This is a genomic window from Hydrotalea sp. GW822-HT8A01, from assembly GCF_058798575.1.
The window spans coordinates 2,521,620-2,542,689 of the sequence record NZ_CM179506.1 but is presented as its reverse complement, the minus strand read 5'-3'; the positions used below and the strand labels follow the sequence as shown (position 1 = coordinate 2,542,689).

The 21,070-nt window shown below is 36.5% G+C and carries 17 protein-coding genes; 4 read left to right on the top strand and 13 right to left on the bottom strand.

Annotated elements, in window-relative coordinates; translation table 11 throughout:
• Nucleotides 1-7: 7 nt before the first annotated feature.
• Both dapA and cmk read left to right on the top strand, forming a co-directional pair.
• Nucleotides 8-898: a 4-hydroxy-tetrahydrodipicolinate synthase gene (gene dapA / locus AC3QLY_RS11270; protein ID WP_218330720.1), complete on the top strand. Its 891-nt coding sequence runs from the start codon at nt 8-10 to the stop codon at nt 896-898.
• A 39-nt stretch (nt 899-937) separates the two neighbouring features.
• Nucleotides 938-1,621 (top strand): (d)CMP kinase, encoded by a 684-nt coding sequence (cmk, locus tag AC3QLY_RS11265; protein WP_074418219.1) that lies wholly within the window; start codon nt 938-940, stop codon nt 1,619-1,621.
• A gap of 78 nt (nt 1,622-1,699) precedes the next feature.
• Here cmk and AC3QLY_RS11260 read toward each other — a convergent pair whose 3' ends face one another.
• From AC3QLY_RS11260 to AC3QLY_RS11250, 3 genes are read right to left on the bottom strand one after another with little or no spacing between them, the layout of a single operon-like run.
• On the bottom strand, nt 1,700-3,373 hold the full coding sequence (locus tag AC3QLY_RS11260; RefSeq protein ID WP_218330721.1) for a sodium:solute symporter family transporter: 1,674 nt from the start codon (nt 3,371-3,373) through the stop codon (nt 1,700-1,702).
• 28 nt (nt 3,374-3,401) lie between these two features.
• Complete coding sequence (gene xylA, locus AC3QLY_RS11255; protein ID WP_074420019.1) at nt 3,402-4,730, bottom strand: xylose isomerase; 1,329 nt, start codon at nt 4,728-4,730, stop codon at nt 3,402-3,404.
• An 11-nt stretch (nt 4,731-4,741) separates the two neighbouring features.
• Nucleotides 4,742-6,244 carry a xylulokinase gene (locus tag AC3QLY_RS11250; RefSeq protein ID WP_492989744.1) on the bottom strand — a complete coding sequence of 501 codons (1,503 nt, stop codon included), beginning with the start codon at nt 6,242-6,244 and terminating at the stop codon, nt 4,742-4,744.
• A gap of 169 nt (nt 6,245-6,413) precedes the next feature.
• Here AC3QLY_RS11250 and AC3QLY_RS11245 point away from each other — a divergent pair, with 169 nt between their 5' ends.
• A complete protein-coding gene (locus AC3QLY_RS11245; protein WP_068242888.1) occupies nt 6,414-7,262 on the top strand; it encodes an AraC family transcriptional regulator in 849 nt (282 codons plus the stop codon).
• Here AC3QLY_RS11245 and AC3QLY_RS11240 read toward each other — a convergent pair whose 3' ends face one another.
• The 4 genes from AC3QLY_RS11240 to AC3QLY_RS11225 form a co-directional block, all read right to left on the bottom strand.
• Nucleotides 7,263-8,126, bottom strand: a complete 864-nt coding sequence (locus AC3QLY_RS11240; RefSeq protein ID WP_074420021.1) for a universal stress protein — start codon at nt 8,124-8,126, stop codon at nt 7,263-7,265.
• 155 nt (nt 8,127-8,281) lie between these two features.
• Nucleotides 8,282-9,172, bottom strand: a complete 891-nt coding sequence (locus AC3QLY_RS11235; RefSeq protein ID WP_218330722.1) for an OmpA/MotB family protein — start codon at nt 9,170-9,172, stop codon at nt 8,282-8,284.
• A gap of 158 nt (nt 9,173-9,330) precedes the next feature.
• On the bottom strand, nt 9,331-10,722 hold the full coding sequence (locus tag AC3QLY_RS11230) for a sensor histidine kinase (RefSeq protein WP_218330723.1): 1,392 nt from the start codon (nt 10,720-10,722) through the stop codon (nt 9,331-9,333).
• Nucleotides 10,723-10,772: 50 nt separating this feature from the next.
• The gene (locus AC3QLY_RS11225; RefSeq protein WP_176712979.1) at nt 10,773-11,471 is read right to left on the bottom strand and encodes a response regulator transcription factor; all 699 of its coding nucleotides are present in this window, start codon (nt 11,469-11,471) and stop codon (nt 10,773-10,775) included.
• A gap of 183 nt (nt 11,472-11,654) precedes the next feature.
• On the opposite strand from AC3QLY_RS11225, the gene AC3QLY_RS11220 reads away from it, so the two are divergent.
• Nucleotides 11,655-13,058, top strand: coding sequence for a chloride channel protein (locus tag AC3QLY_RS11220; RefSeq protein WP_218330724.1), 1,404 nt, complete (start codon nt 11,655-11,657; stop codon nt 13,056-13,058).
• A 98-nt stretch (nt 13,059-13,156) separates the two neighbouring features.
• Here AC3QLY_RS11220 and AC3QLY_RS11215 read toward each other — a convergent pair whose 3' ends face one another.
• The 6 genes from AC3QLY_RS11215 to AC3QLY_RS11190 form a co-directional block, all read right to left on the bottom strand.
• On the bottom strand, nt 13,157-13,495 hold the full coding sequence (locus AC3QLY_RS11215; RefSeq protein WP_287100698.1) for a hypothetical protein: 339 nt from the start codon (nt 13,493-13,495) through the stop codon (nt 13,157-13,159).
• Nucleotides 13,496-13,784: 289 nt separating this feature from the next.
• Nucleotides 13,785-14,165 carry a hypothetical protein gene (locus AC3QLY_RS11210; RefSeq protein ID WP_141676738.1) on the bottom strand — a complete coding sequence of 127 codons (381 nt, stop codon included), beginning with the start codon at nt 14,163-14,165 and terminating at the stop codon, nt 13,785-13,787.
• A gap of 9 nt (nt 14,166-14,174) precedes the next feature.
• Nucleotides 14,175-15,317 carry an RHS repeat protein gene (locus AC3QLY_RS11205; RefSeq protein ID WP_074417698.1) on the bottom strand — a complete coding sequence of 381 codons (1,143 nt, stop codon included), beginning with the start codon at nt 15,315-15,317 and terminating at the stop codon, nt 14,175-14,177.
• A gap of 149 nt (nt 15,318-15,466) precedes the next feature.
• Complete coding sequence (locus AC3QLY_RS11200) at nt 15,467-15,844, bottom strand: hypothetical protein (protein ID WP_074417697.1); 378 nt, start codon at nt 15,842-15,844, stop codon at nt 15,467-15,469.
• A 339-nt stretch (nt 15,845-16,183) separates the two neighbouring features.
• On the bottom strand, nt 16,184-16,705 hold the full coding sequence (locus tag AC3QLY_RS11195; protein ID WP_074417696.1) for a type II secretion system protein GspG: 522 nt from the start codon (nt 16,703-16,705) through the stop codon (nt 16,184-16,186).
• Nucleotides 16,706-16,737: 32 nt separating this feature from the next.
• Nucleotides 16,738-21,036, bottom strand: coding sequence for a DUF6443 domain-containing protein (locus AC3QLY_RS11190; RefSeq protein ID WP_492989743.1), 4,299 nt, complete (start codon nt 21,034-21,036; stop codon nt 16,738-16,740).
• Nucleotides 21,037-21,070: the final 34 nt, after the last annotated feature.

Genomic DNA, 21,070 nt, shown 5'->3' with positions numbered 1-21,070 from the left:
CTATACAATGAACTCTCTACATCAAATATTGAAAGGTACCGGTGTTGCTATTATTACCCCTTTCACTGCACAAAAAGCTGTAGATTATCCTGCACTTGGCCGGGTAATTGAACATATTATTTCCGGTGGTGCCGAATATATTGTAACATTAGGCACAACAGGAGAAACTCCTACCTTAACCAAAGACGAAAAAATTGAAATTGTACACTTTACTTTTGAAAAAGTAAACAACCGGATTCCTGTAGTGGTAGGTATTGGTGGAAATAATACCCAATCTGTAATAGATGATGTACAATCCTATCCACTTGAAAAAGCCGCTGCTATTTTGAGTGCTGCACCCTATTATAACAAACCATCCCAGCAGGGTATTTATGAGCATTATAAAGCCATTGCCCAATCTGCACCCAAACCGGTTATTTTATACAATGTACCCGGCCGTACCGGCAGAAATATAACGGCAGCTACTACACTGCGACTGGCACACGAAGTACCCAATATTGCAGGCATGAAAGAAGCGAGTGGCGATTTTCAACAATGTATGGATATTTTACGCGACAGACCATCTGATTTTTTAGTAGTAAGCGGCGATGATGCTATAAGCTTACCACTGATTGCATTGGGAATGGACGGTGTTATCAGCGTAGCAGCCAATGCATTCCCAAAAGAATTTTCTACTATGATACGGTATTGCCTTGACGGCAATTTTAATTTGGCCAAACCCTTACACTTCAAACTTTTACAGGCATTCGATTATATGTTTGTTGAAAATAATCCGGCAGGTGTAAAAGCATTTATGCATCATTTAACCCTGATTGAAAATTCCGTTCGTTTACCGGTGGTGCCTGTAAGCACAGAATTAGACCAGAAAATACAAAAATGGCTGCAACAGTTTCAGTAGCAAACCGTTTTCTACTGTTTGCGCATTCTAAAGCATTGTATGAAGAAAATAATCATAGCAATAGATGGTTACTCATCCTGCGGTAAGAGCACATTAGCCAAAGCATTGGCTAAAAAATTACATTATGTTTTTATTGACAGTGGCGCTATGTACAGAGCCATTACTTTGTATTTCATTCAACATAAAATTAAAACCAATCATGAAAACGAAGTTGCTGAAGCTTTAAAACATATTCATTTGGCATTTGAGTTTCATCCGGAAACAGAACAAAATAACATGTTACTGAATGGGATCAATGTAGAAGCCGAAATAAGAAATATGGCAGTAAGTGCAAAAGTGAGTGAAGTGGCCGCTATACCCGCCGTTAGAAAATTTGCAGTTGCACAACAGCAGCAAATGGGCCGTTTAAAAGGCATTGTTATGGATGGCAGAGATATTGGTACCACTGTATTTCCACAAGCAGAATTAAAAATATTTGTAACTGCCGATCCTGCCATAAGGGTTGAACGCCGTTTTAAAGAATTGTTTGCACAGAACAAAAATATAACGATTGAAGATGTAAAAGCCAATTTAGAAATGCGGGATTATATTGACACCAACAGAACGGAAAGCCCACTACGTAAGGCAAATGATGCTAAGGAATTAAATAACAGCAACTTAACCAAAGAAGAACAGTTAAACATTGCGTATAAATGGGCAATGGAAACGACTCACCAAAAATAACTTTCAATATCCCTTATATTGAAAGTGGCCTGCATTAAAAAACAGGCCATTTTATTCAAAAAACTTGTATACTTATTGCTACCAGAAAACGGTATACAATGCCGCTATAATGCCACAAACAATCAATACCCCTACCGTAAAAGCGGGGCTTAGTTTAAACATGGAACGATCAATTTCTAAACCTTTGGTAGTTTCGCCTCGCCTGTTTTCAATCGTACTGATAACATACATTCCAAAAATGCAAATCACAAATACAAGACCCATTCTGTCTAAAAATGGAATTTCAAAAACACCTGATTCATTAGGTACTGCAAACCCATAAGGTGACAAGAAAGACAGATTTATGAGCATTGGCAAAAATTTAAAAACAATTGACATAGCAAAGCCGCCAATGGTAGCAAATAAAGCTGCATTTGAAGTGGTTTTCTTCCAGAAAAAACCCAGTATAAACATGGCAAAAATACCCGGTGATACAAATCCAGTATACTCCTGAATATACTGAAAGCCTCCTTTTTTATCGATGCCCATTAAGGGCGCAATGATGATAGCCAGTATCATTGCCACTACTACTACAATTTTTCCTACAACAACTGTTTTTTGTTCAGTAGCAGCCGGATTAATTTTTTTCTTATAAATATCTAATGTAAAAATGGTAGAAATACTATTGGCTTTACCGGCTAATGAAGCTACTACTGCAGCGGTAAGTGCTGCAAAAGCAAGCCCTTTTAATCCTGCCGGTAATAAATTCAATAAAACAGGATAAGCTTTATCGGTATTTACTTCGCCATTCTGTAACATAGCATGTTGAAAATCGCCCTGTTGGTATAAAACAAATGCAGCAATACCGGGTAATACCACAATTACAGGCATCAACAACTTTAAAAAAGCAGCAAACAATAATCCACCACGTGCAGTTTTTAAATCGGCTCCTAATGCACGTTGGGTAATATATTGATTACAACCCCAGTAATTTAAATTTACGATCCACATACCGCCAATTAAAACTGTTAATCCGGGCAAATCAATATAATTCGGATTATCTCTTTTCAAAATCATATGGAAATGATTATTGGCATGTGTCATCATTAAATGAAACCCTTTTAGCAAACCTGTTGCACCAAATTTATCGGCCACTAAATTTAAAGCAAGGTAGGTAGTCACCAATCCACCTAATATTAAAAAGAAAACCTGAATAACATCCGTATATCCAATTACTTTCATACCACCCAGCGTAATAAAGATGGCAAACACGGCCAATAAATACATACAAAAAGTAGTGTTAATACCCGATATGCTGTTAATAGCCAAAGCACCTAAATATAAAATGGAGGTAAGATTCACCACTACATACAACAACAACCAAAATACCGCCATAATCATTGCTACGGTTCCATTGTAACGCTGGCTAAGGAACTGAGGCATGGTGTAAATCTTGTTTTTCAAATAAACAGGTATGAAAAAAATGGCCACAATCATTAAAGTAGCTGCAGCCATCCACTCATAAGTAGAAATTGCAAGGCCCATTTTAAACCCATTACCACTCATGCCAATGAACTGTTCGGCTGAAATATTTGAAGCAATTAATGATGCACCGATGGCCCACCAGGTTAAAGAACCTTCTGCCAAAAAATAATCGTGTGAGGCAGTGGTGGTTACTTTCTTTTTTCGTTTATACACCCAATATCCATATACCGAAACAATAATAAAATAACATAAAAAAACTAAGTAATCGAATAAATGAAGGCCTTGCATACTTGGGATTTATTGATGAATAAACAAATTAAATATAACGATTAATAATGCTTTCAAGATATTCCTGTTGACCACTAATTGTAGCAGGTGTTCCTTGTTTAACAGCAAAATTTCTTAAATCTTCCAATGATAATTTACCCTCTTCAAAAGCTTTGCCCTCGCCGGAATCAAAACTGGCATACCGTTGGGTACGTATTTTTTTGTAATCAGATTGGGTTAAAATTTTATCGGCAATTTCCAAAGCTCTGGCAAATGTATCCATGGCACCAATATGGGCATAAAATAAATCAAGGTTATCGGTAGAATTTCTTCTGCGTTTCGCATCGAAATTAATACCACCGCCTTTAAATCCACCTGCTTCCAAAATAACCAGCATAGCTTCTGTTATTTCATTGATATTATTGGGAAACTGATCGGTATCCCATCCATTTTGATAATCACCACGATTGGCATCCATACTGCCCAATACACCTGCATCAACCGCTACTTGTAACTCATGTTGAAAAGTATGTCCGGCCAGTGTAGCGTGATTTACTTCAATATTCAATTTAAAATCATTCAATAAATCATATTCACGTAAAAAGCCAATCACTGTTTCACTATCATAATCATATTGATGTTTGGTAGGCTCACAAGGTTTGGGTTCAATAAAGAAAGTGCCGGTAAAGCCATTTCTTCTGGCATAATCTTTTGCAGTATGTAAGAAGCGGGCCATGTGTTCTTTTTCACGCTTCATGTTTGTGTTCAACAAGCTCATATAGCCTTCTCTTCCACCCCAAAACACATAATTGGCACCGCCCAAAGCAATGGTAGCATCTAATGCAGCTTTTACCTGAGCAGCAGCATGTGTTAACACTAAAAAATCAGGATTAGTAGCTGCTCCATTCATGTATTTGCGATGGCTGAATAAATTAGCAGTACCCCACAATAATTGCACACCACTATCTGTTTGTTTTTGCTTTGCATATTCAACCATTGTTAACAAGCGCTTTTCGTTTTCAATCAAATCATTGGTAAAGTCTACCACATCTACATCATGAAAACAATAAAATGGCATATTCATTTTGGTGATAAATTCAAAAGCAGCATCCATTTTATCTTTGGCACGTTCTATAGGATCTGCCTTCACATTCCAGAGATACAAATGTGTTGGCTCACCAAACGGATCAGCGCCATTACCAACAAACGAATGCCAGTAAGCACAAGCAAAACGTAACCATTCTTTCATGGGTTTGCCCGCAACTACTTTTTCAGCATTATACCATCTAAAAGCAAGTGGATTGTCGGTTTCCGGCCCTTCATATTTTATTGCGCCGGTTTCTTTAAAAAACAATTGGTTTCCTGTTACTACATTCATATTATTACAATTTAAAGTGATTGAATAGGATTGCTTAATTTTTCATTTAATAATGCTTCCCACCGGTTATAAATCTGACTATATAGTTCCATTTTATTTTTATCGGGCATCATAACGGCAACGGGTTGCTGATGCTGCATTGCTTCCTGAATAGAGTTGTAGGCACCTGCTCCAATTGCTGCGCCCATGGCTGCGCCAATACTTCCATCGTTGTTATACAAATGCAAGGGCACACCGGTATTTTGAACAAAAATATCGGCAAACACCTCACTCAAAAACATATTGGCTTTTCCGGCACGGATAACCTTGGGTACCAGTTTATTTTCACGCATTATGTTTAGGCCATATTTAAAAGCAAATGCAATACCTTCCTGTGCTGCTCTATATAAATGTGCTGAAGAGTGTATATTCAAACCAATGTTTGCAATATGCGCCTGTAGGGTTTTATTTTGCAATATCCGTTCGGCACCATTACCAAATGGTAACATCAAAAGTCCATCACTCCCAAACGAAACTTGTGCAGCCAAATGGTTCATTTCTGCATAAGATATAGACGCACCGCTAATTTTTCGCAACCAACTATTTAAGATGCCTGTACCATTAATACAAAGCAATACGCCAATACGTTGTGCATCATTGGTATAATTTACATGCGCAAAACTATTGATGCGGGATTGCCGATCGAAAACAAGCTGGTCGGTAACCCCATAAATAACACCCGATGTTCCTGCTGTGGCAGCAAATTCGCCGGGTTCAGATACGTTGAGAGAAAGTGCATTGTTAGGCTGATCGCCGGCTTTGTAAGTAATCGGTATGCCGGGTTGCAATTGAAGTTGTGCGGCTACATCGGGTAACAATGTACCATGTTCTCCAAAAACAGGCTGAACAGTGGGAATATAATCTGCACTAAAACCAAAATAATGCATAACAGCATCAGATAGTTGACACTGTTGAAAATCCCAAAAAACTCCCTCCGACAAAGCTGATACCGTTGTTGTGGTTTGTCCGGTAAATTGTAATGCAATATAATCACCTGGTAAAAGTATCTGATAAATCTGATTGTAGAGGTGTGGTTCATGCTGTTGAACCCAGGCTAATTTAGAAGCAGTAAAATTGCCCGGTGAATTGAGTAAATGCGTTAAACAATAATTTTCACCCATTGCTTGAAATGCTGTATCGCCAATAGTTACGGCTCGACTATCGCACCAGATAATACTATTTCGGATTACCTCATGCTTTCGATTAATCATCACCAATCCATGCATTTGATAGGCAATTCCAATGGCTTTAATTTCTTTTGGAACATACTTTTGGGTAGCATGGGCTTTTAAAATAGCCTGTTGAACATCCTCCCACCATTGGGTGGGTGCCTGTTCGGCCCATCCATTTTCAGGGGAAATTATAGCACGTTCTTTTTCGGGATATTGCACTGTTACAACAATGCGTGCTGTTGCAATTTCAACTACTGAAACTTTAATGGAGGAAGTTCCTACATCTATTCCTAACACATACATAATAAAACATTTTCAATATGGCAATCAAATTTTGCTGTTCAACACAGTTCAAAAGTAGGTGGTGCACAGAGATTGAAACAACTGCTATTTTTAAAAAGAAATATTCTATCTTATCATTTTTACCTAATTTTCAGAATATTTTCTGATAAAATAGAGGTTATTTTCAATTATGCAACCACTCATTCAAAAAATTCATATTGCACAAGACAGCTCATTTGCGTGCCGAACCTATAGAACACCAAACTTTGAAACCAATTGGCACCAGCATGAAGAATATGAATTAATTTTAATTACCGAAGGTCAGGGAACGGCCTTAATTGGAGATTATGTTGGTAATTATACAGTAGGAGATATCTTTTTTTTAGCCGGAAATTTACCACACTGGTTTAGAAAAGCACATCATAAAATGATAGGCAGTGCCATTGTTGTGCATTTTACCAAACATTTTTTAGGAGAGTCATTTTTAATGTTACCCGAATTAAAAAGCGTTTATCATTTACTAACTGGAAATAATAATGGATTGCAACTTCAAAAAACTTTGCAAAATAAGATTGCAAAAGAAATAAGTGCCTTAGAAAAATTAAACGGATTAAACAGTATTACACAATTATTGCATTGTTTGCATGCTATTAGCACATCAAACGAATATCAGGTTATCACTGCCAACTTTTCGCTAACTCCCTCTTCCAAAGAAAACTCAGTGATTGAAAAAGTATTTGAATACTCATTAAAAAATTACCTGAAACATATTACTTTGGAGGAAGTTGCAGCCATTGCAGAAATGAGCATTCCAACATTTTGCCGATTTTTTAAAAAAAATATTAAAAAAAGTTATTTTGATTTTTTACAGGAGCTGCGTATTGGACATGCCTGTAAACTTTTACAAACAGGTAATCATAATATTTTAGATGTTTGTTATAACAGTGGGTATAATAGTTGGGCACATTTTAGCAAACAATTTAAACAGGTAAAACAGGTAACCCCATCTCAATATAGAAAACAGTTTAAGCTGGGTTAATTAAATGGCAGGTTGCAGCATTAACACCTGCAAAGGAGATATCGGACTCAAAAAATCGGCCAATGAACGTTTAATAATACTTTTTTTACCGGGTGTTCCTTTTTCAGGATTAATAAGAATCATGTCAGCATTTACCTGATGCGCATATTTAATTAATATTTCAGGTGCATATACGCCAGAAAGCATTTTATAGTGGGGATTGAACCCCTCGTCTTTTAATTTTTTATACGTTAAATAAAACACATCTGCTATTATTTTTGACTGGGCTTCATTATCATTTAAAATGGTGATAATATAAATCTGAGCATTGTATTTCTTTGCAAAAGCAGAAGCCAATTCTATTTTTTTATCGGGCAAAAACGAATATACCGGTATTAAAATAGATTTGATGGAATGATTCATGGTTCCCGCATTCACACTTAAAACCGGACAGCCTGCGTGTTGGATAATATAATTGATATTGATGCCTGTTTGGTAAAAAATATTTTTTAATGTTTGACGGATAGACAATACCAGATCAATAGATGCGAGATTGATGTATTGCACCAATGCATGATTAACAGAGGCATCTACAACAATCTGAGTATATATGATTGCATCCGGAAATGCCTGAAATACCCTGGCCTGTATTTCATTCAACAACATTTCTGCTTCAATTTTTTTTTGCCTGATACGGCTATTTTTTAAAGCTCGTTGTTGTTGCGGTTTAAGGCCAATAAATTTTCTCCAGCTAAAATATTTAATTACCCAAACAAAATGCAGTTCGGTGCAGGGATGTTCATACAAATCTTTTAACTTATGAATTGCAATTTCTGCATCAATATTATTATGAATGAGAATTAATATTTTTTGGAAGGGCAGCATTTACATAATTTAAACAAAACAAACATACGTTACCGAAATTAACAGGCTATTAGTGTGAAATTAGAAGTATATTAAACATAAAATAAGAAAGCCGCACTTAGAAAAGTGCGGCTTTTAATTAACCCTGCTTGAGTATATGAGAAAACCTTAAATATTTATTGGTTATTTTTTTCGAGTAATTTGAAGAACTGATCTAATTGTGGTAAAATAATGATTCTTGTTCTTCTATTTAAAGCTCTGCCTTCTTTGGTATCATTAGATGCAACGGGTACATACTCACCTCTACCGGCAGCAGTAATTCGTTTAGGATCTATTTGATAGTTATGTTGTAAAATTCTTGTAACAGCAGTAGCACGTTTAACACTTAAATCCCAGTTGTCTAATAATAATCCATTTCGATAAGGTTTAGAATCGGTATTACCTTCTACCATAAAATCAATATTAGGATGTGCATTCAAAACTTTAGCTACTTTACCCAATACTTCTTTTGCCCTGTTGGTAACATTGTAGCTACCACTGTTGAACAATAATTTATCAGAAATATCAATGTACACTACATCTTTTTCAACTTTAATATTAATATCAGTATCATTAATATCACTTAAAGCACTTTTCAAATTCATTACCAATGCCATGTTTAAAGAATCTTTCCGGGCTAAAGATGCTTGCAAGTTGTTGATGTACAAATCTTTTGCATTTAAATTGGCCAATGATTGTTTGATACTCTCTGCCTGAGATCCGGAAACAACAGAAAGATCTTTTAACTGATCGAGTACTCTGGTACTGTTTTGTTTCAGATAACCAATCTGGTTATTCAAATCATCAATTCTGGCTTGTAAAGCTGCTTTTTGTTTGGCAAAATCGCTTGCCTGATCATTCAGATTTTTCATATTACCCTGACATTCCCTTAATTCATTTTGCTTGGCAACATAAGCGGAATCTAATTGATTGTATTTGGCTTCGGCAGTACGTAATTTTTTGGGGCTAACACAGGCTCCAAATAAAATAAGAGAGGAAGCAATGAGTAAAAGACTGGGAAGTTTCATTGTGGTGTATTTAATTTTTTCATGCAGCTTTTCAAAACATAATACAACAAAATGTACTTTTAATATGCTTTGAAAAGGTTGTTTTTTTACAACAGGATGCAAGATAGAATGGTACAATTAATCGGTAATTAGTATTGCATTAGAAAGCAATTAGAAATTTAAATAAGATGGAATGACCTGCCAATGGGTAGAATAATTGTAAATTCTGAGCCTTTTCCTTTTTCACTTTTGATGATGATATTACCCTTGTGCATTTTTATAATTCTGAGTGCCAATGGGAGGCCTAAACCAAAACCTTGTTTATTATCCCCTTCTTCGCCCCGATAAAAAGGCTGAAAAATAAGATCAATATCGCTTTGAAGAATGCCCGGTCCGTTATCACTGACCATAATATTCAACTCATTTTCAGAAAATACCAGCGAAACATTTGCAGTATGATTATGTGAATACTTACAGGCATTTATAACAATATTTCTGATGGCACTGTATAATAAATCTACATTTCCAAATACTAATAGTTTGTCTTCATTTTCCGGAAATGTTTCAAAGTGTAGCTCTACAAAATATTTGGCATCTGCTTTACGTAATTCAACCGGTAAACGCATTAATAATTCATCAATCCTAACTAACGATAGTTCAATACCATCTGATGTACCACTTGCTTTTGCAATTTCTAATAAACTACGGGTTAACTGGTTCAGGTTTTTCACATCATCGTACACAGAATAAATGACCGACTTATATTCTTCTGCGGAACGTTCATTTTGAAGTGTAATTTCTAATTGACTGGAAATAGCTGTTAAAGGGGTTGATAATTCATGAGAAGCATTGGCAATAAACCTACGTTGAATTTCAAATGATTCCTGAAGGCGGTTTAACAACTCATTAAATGTTGAAGACAATTGGTACAGTTCATCTTGGGGTTCTTTTATTTCAATTCTGCGAGATAAATTTTGAGAGGAAATTTCTTTTACTTCTCTTGTAATTTTTTGAATGGGGTGTACTATTCTTTCAGAAAAGAATAGCCCCGAAAGAAATGTGATGAGAACACCTAAAATAAAGCTGAAGAATAAAATCCATTTTAATTCATCTAATTTTTGTAACCCATCTTTATCAAATGCGGCACCAACTACAATATAATTGTGTGCATCATCCAAATAGTTTACAGCCACTACATCTCTTCCTTCGTAATTAAAAAAATAGATTCCTTTTGTTTTTGCCCTGTTTAAAACAGCACTATTAACATGTACCGGTGCTATATTTTCGTCCGCATAACTATATATAATTTTACCGGAGGCATCAAACACCTGAAAGCTTTTCTGGTCTAAAGATATCTGCGTTATTTCATCAATGCGCCGTAATAAATTTGGATTAATACCAGTAACTTTTAATAATAAACTTACTGTTGTAATAGCTCTGTTCTTTATGCGTTCCCGAAATGAAAATGCCCTGTTTAGATTGGAAAAATAAAAGATAGACAGGCATAATAAAAGCAGAATACCAGACACCACCAGTGTAAACAAAAATGTAATTCTATACTTAATATTCATATTGCTGCTTTAATCATTTCCTAAAAAGTATAAAAACAGGCTATTTATGTTTACCGGTTGTGTTCTTCCTTTAATACATACCCCATGCCTACCTGTGTATGAATTAATTTAGTTGGAAATTGTTTGTCAATTTTATTACGCAAATAGTTTACGTACACATCAATTACATTGGTTTGTGTATCAAAGTCAATATCCCAAACGCTTTCAGCAATATCTGCCCTGGATAAAACACGATTTCGGTTACGCATAAAATATTCCAACAACTGAAATTCTTTGGCAGTAAGAATTATTTTTTTATCGCCTCGTTTTACTTCCTTGCTATCTAAATTCATTTCCAGATCTGCCACACGTAAAATATTGCCCATGGGCATTTGCTGATTGATGGTTCGCTTCAGCAGCGCCCTTATTCTAACCAATAACTCTTTAAACTCAAAAGGTTTTATTACATAATCATCCGCACCGGCATCAAAACCTTCAATCTTATCATCGGTTGTGCTAAGCGCAGTGAGCATGATTACCGGTATGTGCTGATTTTGGGTACGAATAAATTTGCATAAATCATAACCATTCATGCCTGGCAAATTCACATCTAATATAATTACATCATATTCATGTTGCTGGAAGAGTCGTTTGGCAATAGCCCCATCAAAAACAGCTTCTACATAATAGCCATTTTCTGTTAAGCCTTTTTTTAAGGCCTGAGCAATTTTAGTTTCATCTTCCACTAATAAAATCTTTCTTTCATCCATATGAATATTTTAGAACTATATTTTTTGAATCATTTTCATTATTTTCACCTCAATCCATCAAATGATCAACCTAATTCTAATTGGTTATTAATATCCGGAACGCATTTTTTTTAAGACCTTTGCGATTCGAAAAAATGGATTTAGTGAAATTTAATATCAAAAATAGTTATAGAATCCGAATACATGGCGATAAAAGGGAAAATTAGAGCAATTGGTAAGCAGATTTATGACAGATTGCATAATGACAGGCTTAGAAAAAACATTTTGAGTGCTATACCTTATTGGGTTGCCTCTTTATTGGTGGGATTGATTGCAGTGTACTATGGCAGAGCATTTTCGTGGGCCGAAAATATGGGAATGCAATTATTTACAACACACCGTTATTTATTATTTATTATTCCCCCCATTGCATTTGTGGTAGCCTGGTGGTTGGTGAAACAATTTGCACCATTTGCCAGGGGAAGTGGTAATCCGCAGGTAATTGCTGCCATTGAACTGGCTAAACCACATAATGAAGAAAAACTGACGAAGCTATTGGGTTTAAGAATTATTTTTATTAAAATATTATCCAGTTTGGTATTTATTTTTGGTGGGGGTGTTATTGGCAGAGAAGGCCCTATTATACACATTGGCAGTTCTGTATTTAGAAAAGTGAATGAATGGTTACCCGACTGGTGGCCCAAAGTTTCTAAACGTTATATGATTATGACAGGTGCTGCCGCCGGTCTTGCAGCCGCCTTTAATACCCCTTTGGGTGGTATTGTGTTTGCCATGGAAGAACTCACCAAAACGCATATCAGTAATTTTAGAACCTCCATCTTCTCTGCTTTAATTATTGCCGGATTAACTACACAGGCATTGGCAGGTCCCTTTCTGTATCTGGGCTATCCGAATGTAACCCATCTATCTAATTTTGTATTTATTCCTGTAATTATTGTAGCCATTATATCGGGTGTAGGAGGTTCAGCTTTAGGATATTATGTTTTAAAAATATTAAAGTGGAAAGAAAGTTTTAAACACACTTATCAAACCATACTATACATTGTAATTGGCGCTTTTATTTTAGCATTCATGGCCTATTTTATTGATATAAGGGTACTAAATTCAGGAAAAGATTTAATGACCAACACCTTGTTTAGTAGTGATAAACACTTACCCTGGTATTTGCCCATTTTACGTACGGTAGGTATTATTATTTGTAATCCTATGGGCGGTGCTGCGGGTATTATGGTAAACTCACTCAGTGCGGGGTCAACAGTAGGTGCTGTTGTGGGCGGTTGGCTCCATCTTTCTGCCACAGATACCAATGTGCTTATTTTGGCCGGCATGGCTGCTTTTTTAACCGGCATCAGCAGAACACCCTTTACCTGTGCTATTTTAGTATTAGAAATGACTGATCGGCATACACTTATTTTTCACTTATTGCTCGCAGCAATGGTAGCCAATATGGCTGCACTGATTATTGACAGACATTCATTTTACGACCGTGTGAAAGATAAATTCATTGATGAATTAAACAAGGAAGAAGAAATGGAGAATGAGAAAAAAAACAATAGCGTAGCACCAACTTTATCCTCTAATTCATAATATATTACCAATGCCTGATTCAAATTTAAAACCATTGGAATTGTTTTCACAAAGTTTTTGGTTTTGGTTAATGAATATATAAATACATCCTTTCACATTTAAATAGTACTGTTTATATATTCAATAGTCCGGTAAGAATTTGATGTGGAAATATGAAAAAGTTGGATACAATAAAAGGTAAAAGAAAAGGGATTAGTTATGTGTGAAAACAACAAAGCCCTTGAAGATATTCCCGCCATTGTTAAGCCAAACGGATAATAATGCGTCTCTTCAAGTATTGGTCCTCGTGTATGCACTACCTGTACATTATCAAAGAACACATCTACCGGACTTTCATTGCTGCAGTAAATATAAATATACCCATTTTTAGGTATTTGTATACCCTGCATACTGGCATCATTGTGGTGGTCTTTTACTACACCACTACTGCCTACCACACTAAAGCCATCACTAATATACTGAAATTGGTAATTCTATACAATTTAATTGATATAAGACTTTTGCAGAAATTGCATGGGATAATAATACCAAAATAAAAAAGACAACCTTTTGCAAGATGGCCTTTTGAAAGAATATGTTGGCAGTGGTGGGGTTTTGATATAGAGGTGATTATTGGATGAAATTTGCTACGGGTAGCTGCAAGCTACAAGAAATTACGGCGTAGGCTAAGCCATACGACGAGGGGAAATTTTATGTTGGATAAACTTAAACTACGCTTAGGTTGGGCTATAATTTTCCAGGTTTTAAAAAAGCAACTGAAAAAATTAATAAAAAAGATAACACTACATATACAGCAACAATAGCATTACCTCTCTTTCTTTTTTTTGCACTTTCGTGTGAATATTTATTAAGAACAGCGGTATATTTATTTTTTCTGTAGTAAAGCATTGCTAAAATAATCATTACTGCAGTAAACCATGCTCCTTGTTTTGGATCCTTAAATAAAAAAGTACCAATGCCTATTTTTGCTAAAAAAGCGTTTACTATCATAAAATTTGCACTTATTAAACCTCCCAAGTATATTGGTGTTATATACTGTGGTATATCTTTTAATGAGCCTGTTAAAGTAGCTCGATATAATTTATAATATAAATAATCTAAAATCATGTTCTGCATTTAATGACTATCTATCCAGCTATAAAAATCATCTCCCCAAATCGCATCTGCTAATCCAATTCCAATTGAAATACCCCAGCCAACAACCGGAATAAATCCTGCTGCAACAGCAGCACCTTGAACAGTAAGTCTAGTAGTGTTGCCTAAAGTTGGATTATTTATTTCTTTTGCAATAGCATAACCTGCACTCACAACATTACCAGCTACTCCAACAACCTTTAATGTTGTACCTAATGCACCAGCCTGTTTAGCAAGTCCAGCCAACTGTGCAGCTTCTTCACTTCCTGTTGCGACTTTAGCTGCATTACTTGCTAATTTTTCCCCTTGCTGTACACCCTTTTCTAATATATCACTTCCCATGCCTACCACTGTTGCAACCTTTTCTGTAGGTGAAGCTTTTTCCAGTTCTGTATTAGCAGGATCAGGTGTGGTTGTAGTGGATTTACCATTTTCAAATTTGGTAGTTGAACCATCCGCATTTAATTGATATCCCTTATTATCTGTTGCAGTATACCTAAATGTTTTACCAAGGTATATAGCTCCTTTTTCATTTGCCTGCTTTTTATTATGTACGCTTTTATCAAAAACAGGTGTATAGGTTCCGTTTGCATTTTTATAGGCTAACCAATCGTTAAATGAAGCTGCTGAAGTAGTATTGTCTCTAACACCATATTCACCTTCATATTCCTCCGCTTCCATACCATCTTTATCAACAAATCTTTCCGGGTTATCCAATGCATAGTTATAGGGAGAAAAGCGGCGCATTTGTTCAGCCAATGGGTCAACTCCATTCCACCTGCCTAATTGGGGGTCTTGCAGCCGGGCACCAAAATCATACAGTTCTATACCACTGCCATCACTAAACTCCCGGTGCTGTAATTCCTTGCCATTGTATTTGTATTTATTTTCTATAACGCCTGCTGCTTTACTGCTTATTCCCGCCATTGTCAATCCAAATGGATAATAATGCGTCTCTTCAAGTATCGGCCCTCGTGTATGCACTACCTGTACATTATCAAAGAACACATCTACCGGACTTTCATTGCTGCAATAAATATAAATATACCCATTTTTGGGTATTTGTATCCCCTGCATAGTAGCATCATTATGATGGTCTTTTACTACACCACTACTGCCTACCACACTAAAGCCTCCGCTAATATACTGAAATAATAATGCTATACAAAATTATTGATATATTGAATGAAAATTGGTGATGGTAGATGAAAACTACAAAAATGTGCGGCGTAGGCACAGCCATACGCCGAGGGAAAAATTGAATTTTCGATAAACTACGCTGAGATGGGGTCAACACCATTCCATCTGCCTAATTGAGGGTCTTGCATTCTAGCGCCAAAATCATACAGTTCTATACCACTGCCATCACTAAACTCCCGGTGCTGTAATTCCTTGCTATTGTATTTGTATTTGTTCTCAGTGCCGCCTGCTGCTTTACTGCTTATGCCTGCCATGGTTAACCCAAAAGGATAATAATGAGCCTCTTCCAAAAGCGGCCCTCGGGTATGTACTACCTGCACATTATCAAAGAACACATCTACCGGACTTTCATTGCTGCAATAAATATAAATATACCCATTTCTCGGTATTTGTATACCCTGCATGCTGGCATCATTGTGGTGGTCTTTTACTACACCACTACTGCCTACCACACTAAAGCCTCCGCTAATATACTGAAATTAATACTGCTATACAAAATTATTAATATGGGTTTTGCAAGAAATTCATGAGTGTTTAATATCAAATAAAAAAGCAACCTTTAACTATATGGCCTTTTTAAAGAATTTGTTGGCAGTGGTGGGGTTTTGAGGTAGAGGTGATTATTGGATGAAATTTGCTACGGGTAGCTGTAAGCTACAAGAAATACGGCGTAGGCACATCCTTACGCCGAAGGGAAATTTTTATGTTGGATAAACTTAAACTACGCTTAAGTTGGGGTTCAGTCTATGTAGAGGGCTTTGTTGTTATAGCGTACCTAAAAAAATATCAGTTTATTTTTTTATCAACCCAAATTTAATTGAGTCTTTATCAGAAACAATAGGATATATATCATCAGCTGTATTTGGTATTCCATCAATGCCAACTGAAAACAATGTATATTTTTCTCCTATCTTCTTATACTCAAAAGTAGTTTTTATATTATTATCCATCTTTCGGGTTAATAATGGGTCATAAATCAAAACCATTTTATCACTTTCTCTTAATTGCTCTAAACTATCAGGATATGTTCCTTTCTGTAATTTGTAAAATTCTATTGATTTCACCAGGCTGTTCAACTCCGTTTGAGATATTTTTGCAAAGCCATTGGTAGCATTTTTCCCATATTTTAAATTATAAAAAACAAAAGAATAAACTGCTACTGTTATAATTAAGCCAATTGAACCAATAATTACAAGTTTTCTGTCTTTATATCTAAAAATACCATAAAAAATCAATCCCAACCCAACAAAAGCTCCTATTAATGGAATTAAGCAAAGTAACCCAAGTAAATATGGTGGTTTATTATTTTTCATAATAATTTTCTTAAAATTTGTACTAGAATAATCTAAAATGCAATAGCTCCTAACCCTCCTGTTGAAATAATAAAAACTGCAGCAGCGGCAGCAGCCAAGGTGCCTCCTCCTGCCTTAAATGTTACATCTCCCCCTGTTATAGCTCCTTTTGAAGTATGGCTTCCACCAACAGAAACTTGACCTAACCCATTCCCAATACCCACACCAACATGCCCCTCATATCCAAATGCACCAAGACCTAGTGAAAGCGAAGCATCTGTACCATACCCAAAAGTAAGGACACCTCCAACAGTCACAGAACCCCCTTCTACTTTACCGTTATTAGTTGATGCATCTGTAGTAATTAGACTCCCCTCTTTTCCAGTAACAACACCTGTGTATTTTGACATATTAAGCTCATCACCCCATCCTGACTTCCAACTATCTTCGTTAGAAAATTTATTTGTAGCTGTCGAGCCGGTTAAATTTCTCTGCTCCTCTCCGCCAGATTTATCACCTGTCTGTTTCACAGTAATTCCACCGGGTGTTATAGGGCCATCTTTCTTCTTTTTATTTTTATCCCCTCCATCAGACTCTTCGGAGCTGCCTCCCCCACCAATTTCACCACCAACTGTTGTTACTGTTAAACCACCTTCAAATGTTGAGGAATGATTATAAATAGAACCGGCAATATCATCTGCCCAATTAGAACTTTCCGCTTCCATCCCATCTTTATCTATAAATCTTTCAGGGTTATCTAATGCATAGTTGTAGGGAGAAAAGCTGCGTATTTGCTCTGCCAATGGGTCAACACCATTCCATCTGCCTAATTGCGGGTCTTGCAGCCGGGCACCAAAATCATACAGTTCTATACCACTGCCATCACTAAACTCCCGGTGCTGTAATTCTTTGCCATTATATTTGTATGGGTTCTCTTTTCCGCCTGCTGCTTTACTGCTGATGCCTGCCATGGTGAGTCCGAACGGATAATAATGGCTCTCTTCCAAAAGCGGCCCTCGTGTATGCACTACCTGCAAATTATCAAAGAACACATCTACCGGGCTTTCATTGCTGCAATAAATATAAATATACCCATTTCTCGGTATTTGTATACCCTGCATGCTGGCATCGTTATGGTGGTCTTTTACTACACCACTACTGCCTACCACACTAAAGCCTCCGCTAATATACTGAAATTGTTCATTAAAAATAATATAATTAATGTAAGCCCTAGGTACGGTAGAAGAAGTGGGTAACCTGCCAGATGTTAAAAAACTACCAACTCCACTGCTGTTGTTACCTATACTACTTAACTGGCTTCCTGTTATTGCCCCATGTGTAGCAGCAGCCATTGGATTAGCAGGTGTACCCAATAAGCCACTTAACAGAGTTAATATAGGTAAATTATAATTGCTATTATCATTAGTGTTATTTTGGCTGTAATAGCTTTTTCCAAAAATATCAATTACATCACCGGCCATTACTTTTAGTGTAATACCTAGTCCGCTTTTATCGCCAGTACTACTGTTTAATTTATATACCTGTGTACTATTAGCAGTCGTATTGCTATTGGGGTTGTTGTTGGGTATGCCATTATTATTTGGGTAAGTTGGCATAAACCGGGGGTTGGGTACAATGGCTGCAGGATTAATACTATAATATTGGTTTTCTATATACGCAGCACTGGTATTGCTAGTTATGCTGCCTTCAACTGTAGCAGCAGGGTATATGTCTTGTTTTTGCTCATCGGTCAGTACCATTCTTACATTACCCAAATGGTCTTTAATAAAATAATCCATTACAAAGCTGGCCGGTACACTGCCAACTGCGGGTATAAATCTTGCTCTACCTTCCTCATGACTTACAAATTGCAACACGTCATTCTGATACACAAACCCATTAATGTAAAGTGTTGTATTAGTAACTGCAGGGTTCAAGGTATTATCCGTTGTTATTTTTGCCAGCTTGTTACCCGATGCATCATATACATATTGAATGTTTCCTTTTGCTGTTACACTTACCTGTTGTGGCAGGTTTAAATAATTGTATTGTATGCTGCTAATGGCTTTATTCTGATCGCTAATTAAATTGCCATTGGCATCATAGGCATAATCGGTAGTGGTTTTTGTCGCAGTATTATAATGAAAATCGCCTAAGGTACTATTTGGATTATTAGCAGCATCGGTTACCTGTTGCAATTGATTACTGCTACCATTATTCTGATAAGTATAATTCAGTTGGTCTATTAATCCTGAACTGCCAATTAAATACCCATACTGATTCATGGTTAGTATATTGCCATTGGCATCGTAACTGAGGTTGTTTACGCTAAAATTTAAAAAAGCATTGTCCCAACTGTTGCTATTGCTGTTTTGCAGAAAATTGGCTGCTGTTATCCGGTTCACATTATCGTAAGTAAAATCATATTTACGGTTGGTGGCATCACCTGCCGATTTCCATACTGTACCTGTAATGTTACCATTGTATTGTGCATTGGCATAAGTTGTGCCTGCAACGGAATTGGTTTTGTCATAAGCTAATTCCATTCCAAATTTATTGCTGCTGCTGCCACTAATATAGTTGCGGTTAATGCCCAGTAACCAGCCTCTTATGTTATAGTCATAGGTAAGCGATTCAATACCACTACCTAGGGTTTTGGTTTTTAACTGCCCTAACTCATCATATTGATTGCTAACAATTGTTTTTTCTGGACTACTCACAGCAACACCATTTACCGTACTATTGATGGTTTTTGTAATAGTAACTAACCGCCCTGCCTGATCATAACTGTATTTGGATAAAACTGTATGGCTTTGGGCATTATTGCCAGCCTTATTGTGTTGCAGCAGGTTACGCAATATTTTACCACTAAAATCGTATTGGTTAGTAGAAATATCTATACCACCTGTATAGTTTTTTGTTTGGGTTTGTATAACCCGGTTATGATCATCATAAAATGTTACTGTCCAAATGTATTGTGCCGGGTTACTGCCAATTACCTTTACCATAGTGCCTGTTGGCAAACCGGTAGAATTGGTATAGGCTACAATAGGTTGCGCATAGGTTGGGGAACTATTATAGCCAGTAACGAAATAATTACTATTGGTAGTGTTTGAGGCATCCATAGTTGCCGGTACCGGACTGCCGTTGGCATTTACCCAATTATAATTATCATAAAATGTTTGTGTTAATAGTTCTGTTGAGTAAGCTGCTAAATTTGGGTAACTATTGGTGTAATAAGCATTGGTAAGATGGTAATTAAAATTATTGTAATTAGTAGGGTCGTACATTAAACCGGTGGCAATGGGCCTGTTTAGGTTATCATATTGGGTATATAACCATTTTTGCGAATTGCGGAGATTGGCATCTTGCATCATTACCAAACGGCCCAGACCATCATACACCATCCAGGTTTCTCCTGCACCTGGTACTTTTTTAATCACCATGCGATGCCGTTGGTCATATTCATAACGAAAGCATAATTGATCGGCAATAGAGGTGCTGATTAACCAGTTATTGTTAATGAGTTCAACTGCTCTGGGTGTAATAACAAAACGCAATAAATTAAAATCATCATACACATAATAGGTATTTAGCCAACCTGTATGATCAATACCCGGTGCATCAGATAATTGTACTTTTTTTAGAATCACTTTACCCTGCATGTCTTTATATTCAATTACCTGTTTTCCTCGTTCATCAATAGTAACAGTTTTATAAAGCAAACCATCGGCATAATTTGCAGAAGAAACAGGTATACTTCCCCATACCGCACTAATCGTCCAGATACGAATATTTTCAGCAGCCGTATTCATCTGGTGTTGCACCGTAATTCCCCTGTTACTACCCATCCAACTTGTTCCAGGTGCATAAGTATTTTGAACCCTGTTAAGCGGCGATGCCTCAAAAACGGTTTGGCTATAAGCATAATTAAGGCCGGATGCACCTACATATGTTTCGCCTGTTTGCCCACTTAATTGATTATTGTAAAAAGCAACCTGCTGTTGTATTGGATCGAGTTTAAAATTCCCATCATTAATGTTGTCGGCACTACTTGCCCTTGTGTTTGCAGCAAAAGGCAGGTATTGGTATTGTTCTCTTCCAAGTGCATCATAAATATTGGCGGTAACCATATCATTTTGTAATGGACTGGTTTGTTTATGCACTGTTTGCACCAAACGGCCCAGCCCATCGAAGTATTGGGTAGTCTGATGCACATCAGTAACAGGTCTGGTGATTAAATTGGAGGAACTTTGTTCCGGAGCCAAAGCCTCCCATGAACGCACATAATTTATTGTTGCTGCTGAACTGAATGCAGCAGGTGGTGCAATTTGTGCATCAGCAAATTGCACAGCGAAACATGTACAGAAGAGAAACAAAGAGTTG

Coding starts and splice junctions, on each gene's coding strand:
- AC3QLY_RS11245 (WP_068242888.1), top strand. CDS start 6,414: ATGCAACCACTCATTCAAAAAATTCATATTGCACAAGACAGCTCATTT.
- AC3QLY_RS11210 (WP_141676738.1), bottom strand. CDS start 14,165: ATGATTTTAGATTATTTATATTATAAATTATATCGAGCTACTTTAACA.
- AC3QLY_RS11195 (WP_074417696.1), bottom strand. CDS start 16,705: ATGAAAAATAATAAACCACCATATTTACTTGGGTTACTTTGCTTAATT.
- xylA (WP_074420019.1), bottom strand. CDS start 4,730: ATGAATGTAGTAACAGGAAACCAATTGTTTTTTAAAGAAACCGGCGCA.
- dapA (WP_218330720.1), top strand. CDS start 8: ATGAACTCTCTACATCAAATATTGAAAGGTACCGGTGTTGCTATTATT.
- AC3QLY_RS11240 (WP_074420021.1), bottom strand. CDS start 8,126: ATGCTGCCCTTCCAAAAAATATTAATTCTCATTCATAATAATATTGAT.
- AC3QLY_RS11225 (WP_176712979.1), bottom strand. CDS start 11,471: ATGGATGAAAGAAAGATTTTATTAGTGGAAGATGAAACTAAAATTGCT.
- AC3QLY_RS11230 (WP_218330723.1), bottom strand. CDS start 10,722: ATGAATATTAAGTATAGAATTACATTTTTGTTTACACTGGTGGTGTCT.
- AC3QLY_RS11235 (WP_218330722.1), bottom strand. CDS start 9,172: ATGAAACTTCCCAGTCTTTTACTCATTGCTTCCTCTCTTATTTTATTT.
- AC3QLY_RS11260 (WP_218330721.1), bottom strand. CDS start 3,373: ATGCAAGGCCTTCATTTATTCGATTACTTAGTTTTTTTATGTTATTTT.
- AC3QLY_RS11220 (WP_218330724.1), top strand. CDS start 11,655: ATGGCGATAAAAGGGAAAATTAGAGCAATTGGTAAGCAGATTTATGAC.
- cmk (WP_074418219.1), top strand. CDS start 938: ATGAAGAAAATAATCATAGCAATAGATGGTTACTCATCCTGCGGTAAG.
- AC3QLY_RS11250 (WP_492989744.1), bottom strand. CDS start 6,244: ATGTATGTGTTAGGAATAGATGTAGGAACTTCCTCCATTAAAGTTTCA.